This is a genomic window from Myxococcus sp. AB056, from assembly GCF_006547365.1.
GTDB lineage: Bacteria > Myxococcota > Myxococcia > Myxococcales > Myxococcaceae > Myxococcus > Myxococcus virescens.
In genome coordinates, this window is record NZ_VHLB01000034.1 from 70714 (window position 1) to 80009 (window position 9296).

Consider the following 9296-nt stretch of genomic DNA (forward strand, 5'->3'; position numbering starts at 1 on the left):
GATATGGATAGGCCCGAGGTCACCCAGACCACTCAGACGGAGCAGGAAGGCCGCACCACCCGAATCCCCATCCCCGAATGGACGGTGGAGGTGGTTGCCGGACCTGACAAGGGCAAGAAGGTGAAGACGCAGGACGGACTGGTCCGCGTGGGCTCCGACAGCGCCTGCGACCTGGTCCTCACCGACGCCACGGTGAGCCGCCGCCACCTGGAGGTGGAGCGCACCTCGCGCGGGCTGCTGCTGCGCGACACCGGCAGCCGCAACGGCACCTTCCTGGACGGCCGGCAGGTGCTGCAGGCCTACCTGACCAGCGGCGACAAGGTCGAGCTGGGCAAGACGAAGCTCTCCGTGAAGGTCGCCCCGCGCCCCACCGAGGTGGATGTGGCGGGGGCGGAGTCCTTCGGCGCGCTGGTGGGCGCCTCGGAGAAGATGCGCTGGGTCTTCACGGAGCTGCGCCGCATCGCCCGCGAGGACATGAGCCTGCTCGTGGAGGGTGAGACGGGCACCGGCAAGGAGCTGGCGGCGCGCGCGGTGCACCAGCACTCGGCGCGGCGCCACGGCCCCTTCAAGGTCGTGGACTGCAACCTCATCTCCGAGGAGAAGGCCGAGCGCGAGCTCTTCGGCGGCCTGCGCGCGGGTGACGGCGAGGACCGCGAAGCGCGGGGCGTCTTCGAGGCGGCCCGGGGCGGCACCCTCTTCATGGACGAGGTGGGCGAGCTCCCGCTGCCCGTGCAGGGCAAGCTGCTGCGCGTGCTGGAGACGCGCGAGGTGCCGTCGCTGGACGGCCAGCCGGTGGCGGTGGACGTGCGCGTCATCGCCTCCACGCACCGGAACCTGGAAGAGGACGTGCGCCAGGGACGCTTCCGCGCGGACCTGTACTTCCGGCTCGCGGTGGCGCGCGTGCGCCTGCCGCCCCTGCGCACCCGGCGGGACGATTTGCCCGCACTGGCCCAGGCCCTGGCCCAGACGCTGCGCGCCAGCATCACCCTCACGCCCCAGACGCTGGCCCTCTTCGAGGGCTATGAGTGGCCGGGCAACGTGCGCGAGCTGCGCAACGTGCTGGAGCGCGGCGCCCTCATGGAGGAGACGGGCAACAGCAGTTGGCTGGACTTCCTCGCCCAGCCCTCGCGGCGCGCCGAGGGGCAGCCCCCCACCACCCAGGTGGCCACGCTGGTGGGCACCCTGCCCTACCACGAGGCCAAGGACAGGGTGCTGGCCGACTTCGAGCGCCTGTATTTCGCCGAGGTCATGAAAACCGTGGGTTTCGACATGAAGGCCGCGGAGCAGCGCACCGGCCTGTCCATGCAGAGCCTTTATCGCCTTTTGAAAAAGAACGGGCTTCGGCTCAAGGACCTCAAGAACGCCGAGGGCCTGGAGAAGTAAAGAAGTCCGCAAGCAGGTCCACCTCTAGGGAGAACAACCGCATGTTGCGTCGTGTTGCCGTAGCCTCCGTCGTCTTCACTGCCGCTTGCGCCGGCCAGCAGAAGCCCGCAGCCCAGGCCGGACAGCCCACGTCGACCGAGGAGCGTGTCCGCATCACCAACCAGCCCCCGTTCGACCTGGTGAATTGCTTCCCGCGCGAGCTCCAGCTCCCGGAGCAGGCAAGCCAGGGCGTCGTGCTGGGCGCGCTGCTCACCACGCGTCCCCAGGTGATGGAGTGCCTGGTGGACCCGAAGCACCGGGGCGCGGAGAAGAGCACCACGGTGGAGGTCAAGACGACCGTCACGGACCAGGGCGCCTCGCACGCCGTCACCGGGACGAACCTCACCCCGGAAGGCCAGGCCTGCATCCAGAAGGTGGTGGACACCCAGGTGAAGCTGTCCGCGCTGCCCAAGGGCGCGCAGCCGGTGGAGGCGGCCATCCCCTTCGAGCACACCACCAGCGGCCTCAACTCCGTCACCTTCAACATCAACGAGGGCTCGGACTTCACCGGCGCGGTGCGCCTGGCGCAGCCGTCCTGGTGTGAGTGCTACGCCAACTTCAAGGAGCAGGTCCCGCCGCCGCTGACGGCGAAGATCAAGCTGATGAAGGCGCAGCCCACCCCGGCCGAGGTCACCTTCGCGCCCTCCGGCAACACCGAGGCGGACCAGCTGGCCGCCTGCCTCCAGCCGAAGATTGCCGCGCTGCCGGCGAAGCTGAGCTCCGACGAGCTGGGCTTCTCCTACCGCTTCGTCCACTTCGACTCGTCCGCGCCGGACGCCGCGTCGGCCGCCCTGCCGCCCGAGCTGCGCTTCCTCCAGCTGGACCTCAACCGCACCCAGCGCGCGGCGGACTCGGCCATCGCCGATGGCGCCCGCACCCCGGCGGCCCTGGCCTACGCCGAGGTCGTGGACCGCTACCAGAAGACCAAGAACTGGCGCCTGTTCGACGAGATGTCCAGCAAGTGCGACGCGCTGGTGAAGGCGGACACGGACGTCATCGAGTCCATCAAGGCCCGCCAGGCCACGGACCAGGCCGCGCTGGCGCTGGCCACGGAGATGGCGGCGAAGGACGCGGAGAACTGGGGTGACGTCGTCACCGCCACCCAGAAGAACGTCGACGAGTCCGTGAAGGAACTGGCCGACGCGGAGAAGATGGCCGCGCAGGACAAGGCCGCCTGCCCGAAGAAGAACTTCAAGTAGTCCCCCGCCCCACGGCGGAAAACACGAAGGCGCGGGAGCCCGGAAGCCGGGGCCCGCGCCTTCTGTGTTTCCGGGGGGAAACCGTCGCCGCGGGGCGGACACCGGAGGCCCGGTGCCCTGCCCGCCCGGGACGGGCCTACGCCGCCGTCACCTTGTCGTCGTTGGCCGCGCCCGCCTCGCGCATGCGCACGCTGACGAGCTTGGAGATGCCCGGCTCCTCCATGGTGACGCCATAGAGGGTGTTGGAGACCTCCATGGTCCGCTTGTTGTGGGTGATGAGGATGAACTGCGACTGCTTGCTCATCTCCTTCACCATGTCGTTGTAGCGGCCCACGTTGCCCTCATCCAACGGCGCGTCGACCTCGTCGAGGAGGCAGAAGGGCGTCGGCTTGATGAGGAAGATGCCGAAGATGAGGCCCACGGCGGTGAGGGCCTTCTCGCCACCCGACAGCAGGTTGACGCTCTGCAGCTTCTTGCCGGGCGGCTGGGCGACGATTTCCACGCCCGGCTCCCCGCCCGGCCCCTCGTTGGTGAGGATGAGGCTGGCCCGGCCACCGCCGAACAGGCGGGGGAAGATGGCCTGGAACTTCTCGTTCACCACGTCGAAGGTCTGCTTGAAGCGCTCGCGGCTGGTGGCGTCGATGCGCTGGATGGCCTCCTTCAGCTGCTCGATGGAGGACTGCAGGTCCTTCTTCTGCGCGGTGAGGAAGTCGTAGCGCTTGGACAGCTCCGCGTGCTCGTCGATGGCGGTGAGGTTGATTTCCCCCATCTTCTCCACCTGCGCGCGCAGGTCCTTCAGCTCCGCCTCCGTCTCCGGGGCCAGCGCGGCCAGCATGTGGTACTTGTGCAGTTCGTTCGCCAGCTCCACCTGGTGCCGCTCGCGGATGCCCGCCGCCAGGTGCTCCAGCTCCAGGGCGATTTCGCGCTCCCGCAGCGAGATTTGCGACAGGCCCTGCATCAGCTCGTCCACGCGGCCGCGCAGCTCGCGGAACGTCGCGTCCTGCTCACGCACTTCCGCGGAGGCCGCGGTGTGCGCCGCGCGGCGCGCCTCCAGCCCTTCCGCGGCGAGCCGGTGCTCCTCGGCGCGCTGGGACAGGCCGCCCTCGGTGTCCGTCGTGCGTCGCGCCAGCTCCTCGACGCGCGCCCCACCCTCTACCACCGTGGCCTGGAGCCGGGTGATGCGCGTCTCCATGTCCTGACGCTGGGAGACGAGGCTGTCCAGCTCCTTGCGGGCCGACTCGCCACGCTCGCTGCCGGCGGCCACCTTGATGCGCAGGCCCGTCAGCTCGCCGTTGGCCGTCTCCGCGCGCAGGCGCAGCGACTCCTGTTCGGACACGAGCTGCTTCACCCGCTCCTCGCGGCCCTCGCGGTCGGCCTGGCCGTGCGCCACCTCGCCGCGGCTCGCCTCCTCCTCGTGCTCCAGGGCCTGGTGGCTCTGGGTGAGCTGCCCCTCCTCCACCTCCAGGGCCCGCACCCGCTCGCGCACGCGGGCCAGGTCCTCGCCCGCCTTGTGCAGGTCCTTCTCCTGGCTGGCGAGGTTCAGCTCCTCGGCGTGCTGGTTCTTCGCCAGCCCCTTGAGGACGCCCTCCGCGTGCCCCATCTGCTTCTGGAGCGTGTAGTGCCGGGTGAGAATCTCGTTGTAGCGCTCCTCCACGCGGGCCACCTCGGTGGCCAGCTCGGCGATTTCGCGCTTCTTCTGGAGCGCGCCCACCGCCGCGCCCTCGCTCTCACCGCCGACGATGGTGCCGTCCGGGCGGAACACCTCGCCCTCCACCGTCACCAGCGTGCACGCCGGGCCGCCCGACTCGGTCCACGCGCGCGCCGTGGCCACGTCCTGGACGATGACGACGTCCCCCAGCAGCAACTGGACGAGCGGCGTCAGCGCCTCCTCACACGTCACCTCACGCAGGGCATGCGCGAGCACGCCGGGCTGGCTGAAGTCCGGCTCCAGCGGGGCCGGCAGCGCCTCCAGCGCGGGCACCGGGAGGAAGCTGCCCCGGCCCTCGGCGTGGCCCTTGAGGTAGTCCACCAGCTCCACGCCCTTGTCGCGGCTCTCGACGATGACGTGCTGGAGCCGCTCCCCCAGGGCGGCCTCCACCGCGCGCTCGTAGCGCGGGGTGACGTTGATGACGTCCGCCACCAGGCCGAAGATGCCCTGCTCGCGGGCCTGCACACCGGCGCGCGTCATCACGGCGCGCACGCCGCGGTCGAAGCCGTCGTAGTTCTTCTGGATGTCTTCCAGCGTGGAGAGGCGGCTGCGCTTGTCGCTCAGCTCCTCCCGCAGCGCGATGACCTCGATTTCGTTTTCCGTGAAGGCCGCGCGGGTGCGGGTGAGCGCGTCCTCTTCCTGGCCCTTGCGCTCGGCCAGCTCCGCGGCGAGGTGCCGGGTGTCCTCCACCCGCTTCGCCACGTCGCCCCGGACGTTCTCCAGCGCCTGCTCCTGGGCGCGCAGGGTTTCCAGCTCGCCCTGGAGCTTCGCGCGGCGGGCGCTCAAATCCCCCCGCTGGCGGGCGAGGTTGACCAGGTTGCTCTCGTGGTTGGCCAGGCGCGTGGCCACGGCCACCAGGCCGGCGCGCTCCTGCTCCAGGCGCAGCGCCACCTCCGTCTGGAGCTGGGACACGCGGCGCAGTTCCTCCTGCGCCACCTGCATCGCGACCTCGTCCTCCTTCCACGAGCCGGCGATGCCCGACAGCTCCGCCTCACGGGCGGCCATGGCCTCGGACATCTCCGCCTTGCGCGCCAGGAGCCCGTCCAGCTCCACCTGGGCGGCGGCCACGCGGGCCCGCGTCTCCTCCAGGTCGCGCTTGCCGTAGGTCATCTCCTGCGTGTCGCGCTGCAGGGAGCTCTCCAGCGCGTGCACCTCCGCGGCCAGCGCCTGGAGCGCGGCGGTTTCCGCCTCCAGCTCCGTGCGGCGCCGGGTGATGGTCTCCTCCAGCTCCTTCACCCGGTCCAGGCTCTCCCGTTCCTCGGAGCCCAGGTTCTCCAGCCGCGACTGGAGCATCTTCTTCTCCGCCATCAGCTCCAGCTGGCGGTGGGTGGCCGCGTGCAGGTCGATGTCCCGCATGCGCGCCTTGAGCTTCTTGTACTTCTCCGCCTTCTTCGCCTGACGCGACAGCGCGTCGAGCCGCTTCTCCAGCTCGTTGGTGATGTCGGTGACGCGCAGCAGGTTGGCGTCGGTCGCCTCCATCTTGCGCTCGGCGGCCTTGCGGCGGGCCTTGTACTTGGTGACGCCCGCGGCCTCCTCCAGCAGGTGGCGCCGGTCCTCCGGCTTGCTGGACACGATGAGGCCCACGCGGCCCTGCTCGATGATGGAGTACGCCTTCGTGCCCACGCCGGTGCCGAGGAACAACTCGGTGATGTCCAGCAGGCGGCACACCGTCTTGTTGATGAGGTACTCGGAGTCGCCGTTGCGGAACAGGCGCCGCGTCACCGTCACTTCGGAGAAGCCCTGGTACTGGGGCGCGAGCTGGTCCGTGTCATCCACGATGAACGTGAGCGACACCTCCGCCATGGACAGCGGCGGCTTGTTCTCCGAGCCGTTGAAGATGACGTCCTCCATGCCGCGGCCACGGAGGTTCTTCGCGCTCTGCTCACCCATCACCCAGCGGATGGCGTCCACGACGTTGGACTTGCCGCAGCCGTTGGGCCCGACGATGCCCGTCACGCCTTCGTCGAACGTGAAGACGCTCCGTTCCATGAAGGACTTGAAGCCGGTGATGTCCAACCGCTTGATTCGCATGCCAGCGGGCTCCTAGAGCGGGCTCGGTACGAGGAGAAAATCGCGCGCGAGGCCGAAAAATCGGCCTCGGAGCGTTCAGCAGAAAGGAGTACCAGCCACCTTCCGGGCGATCAAGCATGGCCATGCCACGCATCGCCATACGTTCGGTTGCCTGGTCTGCGACAGAGCAGACGTGCTCTGTAGCTGTAGCGCGCGCACTGCGAGGCGGCGGCGTGTGCACCGCGCTTCTACGCTCCCATGACGTCCTCCCGCCGGTGTGGCTGCTTCAGCCCTGTTGAGTCCTGTTGCGCCACGCGAGCGCGTGACCTTCCGCGGGACGTAGCATTCCGGTCTGACATGCCCTGGGCACGGCCCCACCCGAGCCCACACGAACGCGCCGCCCATGCCCACCTGACAGGCAGGCGTGCCAACGGGGTGCGGGAGGGCATCACGCACGCATCATGACCCGGGGAAGGGCGAGACTGAACCGCCGCGTCGTGAAGCGCGGGTCGCCCGCAGCGAAGAAGCCCCAGCCAGGAACCAGCGTCTACGGGCTCAGGACTCGTTCGAGCCGCTCGGGGACGGCTCACCGGAGCCCGCCGAGCCGTCCGACACGTTGCGCGCGGGCGCCGACCGCGACTGCGGCTCCACGGTGACACGCACCACGCGTGGCCCTTCCACCGCGTCCACGACGATGCGCCACATGTCGAGCCGCAGCGTGTCCCCCTTCACGGGAACACGGCCCAGCCTCGTCATGAGGTAGCCGGCGATGGTCGTCACTTCGCCCTCTTCGTCCTCGTCCAGGTCGAAGCTGACGTCCAGCCGCTCCTCCAGGTCGTCGAGCTGCGCGGTGCCCGGCAGCTCGAAGCGGCCGCCGGGCAGCGCGCGGACCTCGTCCATGCGGCGGCCCAGCTCCGCGACGTCGCCCACCACCTCCGCCACCACGTCGGCAATCGTCACCAGCCCGGACGTGCCGCCGTGCTCGTCCACCACCAGCGCCGTCTGCCGGCGCCGGCGCCGGAACTCCGCCAGCAACTGCTCCAGCGTGGCGCCCTCGGGGATGAACAGCACCGGGCGCTGCACCTGCGCTAGGCTGCGCAGCTCGCCCCGGGACAGCAGGAAGAAGAGGTCCTTGGCGTTCACCACGCCCTCGACCTCATCGAGATTGCCCCGGCACACCGGCAGCCACGTGTGGCCCGCCGCGCGCGCATCCGCGATGCACTTCTCCAGCGGCTCTTCCACGTCCAGGAACTTCACCTGGTTGCGCGGAACCATCACCTGCCGCGCCGTCTTCTGCGCCATCTCCAGCGCGCGCTCCAGCAGCTCCGCGCGCGCCGTCGTAATCGCGCCCGCCTGCGCCGAGCTGTGGAGGATGACCAGCAGCTCATCCTCGCTGTGCGCCTCGTGCGCCTCCCCCACCGCCTGGAGGCCGAAGACGCGCAGCACCCACGCCGCCAGCCCGTTGAGCAGGACGATGGCCGGATAGAACAGGACGTAGAACACCCGCATGGGCAGCGCCACCGCGAGCGTCGTGTCCTCGGGCCGCTGAATCGCCAGGCTCTTGGGCGCCAGCTCACCGAGGACGATGTGCAGGAAGGTGATGATGCTGAAGCCAATCACCACCGCCGCGGAGTGGGCCAACGTGGTGGCCGCGCCCTCCGGCACCAGCTGCACCAGCACCGGCTCCAACAAACGCGCGAAGGCCGGTTCACCCAGCCAGCCCAGGCCCAGGGAGGCCAGGGTGATGCCGAACTGCGTGGCGGAGAGGTACGCGTCCAGCTTCTCCACCATCTTCATGGCCGTAGGCGCGCCCGGCGCACCTTCGTCCACCAGGGCCTGGAGCCGCGTGGCCCGAATCTTCACGATGGCGAACTCGGTCGCCACGAAGAAGCCGTTGGCGAATACGAGGAGGATCGCCAACCCCAGGAACAACCATTCGTTGCCCATGGCTCAGAACAAGGCTTCGAAGTCCGGGTCACCCTTGAGGGCGTCGAACATGGGGTCGGTGGAGAGCCACCCCATTACCTTCGGCCGGTCCGCGGTGAGCGACTTCTGCAGGTACTGCACGGCGTCCTTGGGACGCCCCCACAGCGCGAACAGGGCGGACAGGTTGTAGTTGAGCAGCAGGTCTTCCGGATTGAGCGCCCGCGCCCGCTCATAGGCGCGCTCCGCCTCCGCGTAGAAGCCCTTCTGCGCGTAGCAGATGCCCAAATCCAGCTGCGCCTCGAAGTTGTCCGGCTCCAGGCGCACCACTTCCTTCAACTGGGTGATGGCGGAGCGGTAGTCGCCCTCGTCCATCATCAGCGCGGCCAGCTCGTGACGGGGGAAGGCATCCTGGGGGTCCAGCTCGATCGCCGTCTGGAGCTCGCGCATCGCCTCCTCCACGCGGCCCTGGTCCGCGTAGGTGAGGCCCAGGTTGAGGTGGGCGTCCGGATACTCCGGGTCCAGCTCGATGGCTTCCTTGTACTCCTCCACCGCCATCTCCCCCGCGTGGGTGGAGAGGAAGCAGGCCAGGTTGTAGTGCGCCGTGGCGCTCTCCGGCTCCAGCTTCAGGGCGGTGAGGTACTCCGACAGGGCCTCGCGGAAGAGCTTCTTCTCCGCGTAGACGGTCGCCAGGTTGTCGTGGGCGTGCGCGGAGCTCGGGTCGAGATCAATGGCCTTCTTGAACTCCTTGATGGCCTCGTCGAGCCAACCCCGGTCCGCCAGCTCGATTCCACGAGTGTTGTGCTCGTCGGAGAGAGCGATGTTGTCCTTTTCGCGGGCCATGAGCGCGCGGGCAATCTACGCGCCGCGCTCCAAGAGGTGCAAGGTAGAGTTTCCCCTCGCCCATGCGCCACGTCGCCCTGCTGCTGCTCATGTTGTCCGCCTGTCACCCCCGCGCCATCCCCCCTCCGGAGCCGCTGCCGCCGGAGGAGCCCGCCGGACAGTCCCCCGCCCCCGGGGATGCGGGCCAGGCG

5 protein-coding genes are annotated in these 9296 nt (G+C 69.4%); 2 read left to right on the forward strand and 3 right to left on the reverse strand.

The features are described from left to right. Positions 1–3 precede the first annotated feature (3 nt). Both FMP39_RS17095 and FMP39_RS17100 read left to right on the forward strand, forming a co-directional pair. Complete coding sequence (locus FMP39_RS17095) at positions 4–1383, forward strand: sigma 54-interacting transcriptional regulator (RefSeq protein WP_090493132.1); 1380 nt, start codon at positions 4–6, stop codon at positions 1381–1383. A gap of 41 nt (positions 1384–1424) precedes the next feature. Continuing rightward, positions 1425–2621 carry a hypothetical protein gene (locus tag FMP39_RS17100; RefSeq protein ID WP_141591390.1) on the forward strand — a complete coding sequence of 399 codons (1197 nt, stop codon included), beginning with the start codon at positions 1425–1427 and terminating at the stop codon, positions 2619–2621. 136 nt (positions 2622–2757) lie between these two features. On the opposite strand, the gene smc is transcribed toward FMP39_RS17100, so the two are convergent. The 3 genes from smc to FMP39_RS17115 all read right to left on the reverse strand — a co-directional run bounded on the left by smc (position 2758) and on the right by FMP39_RS17115 (position 9105). Then, positions 2758–6360 carry a chromosome segregation protein SMC gene (gene smc, locus FMP39_RS17105; protein ID WP_141591392.1) on the reverse strand — a complete coding sequence of 1201 codons (3603 nt, stop codon included), beginning with the start codon at positions 6358–6360 and terminating at the stop codon, positions 2758–2760. Positions 6361–6894: 534 nt separating this feature from the next. Then, a complete protein-coding gene (locus FMP39_RS17110) occupies positions 6895–8286 on the reverse strand; it encodes a hemolysin family protein (protein ID WP_141591394.1) in 1392 nt (463 codons plus the stop codon). 3 nt (positions 8287–8289) lie between these two features. Continuing rightward, entirely contained in the window at positions 8290–9105 is an 816-nt protein-coding gene (locus tag FMP39_RS17115; protein WP_090493140.1) for a lipopolysaccharide assembly protein LapB, read from the reverse strand. Positions 9106–9296 lie beyond the last annotated feature (191 nt).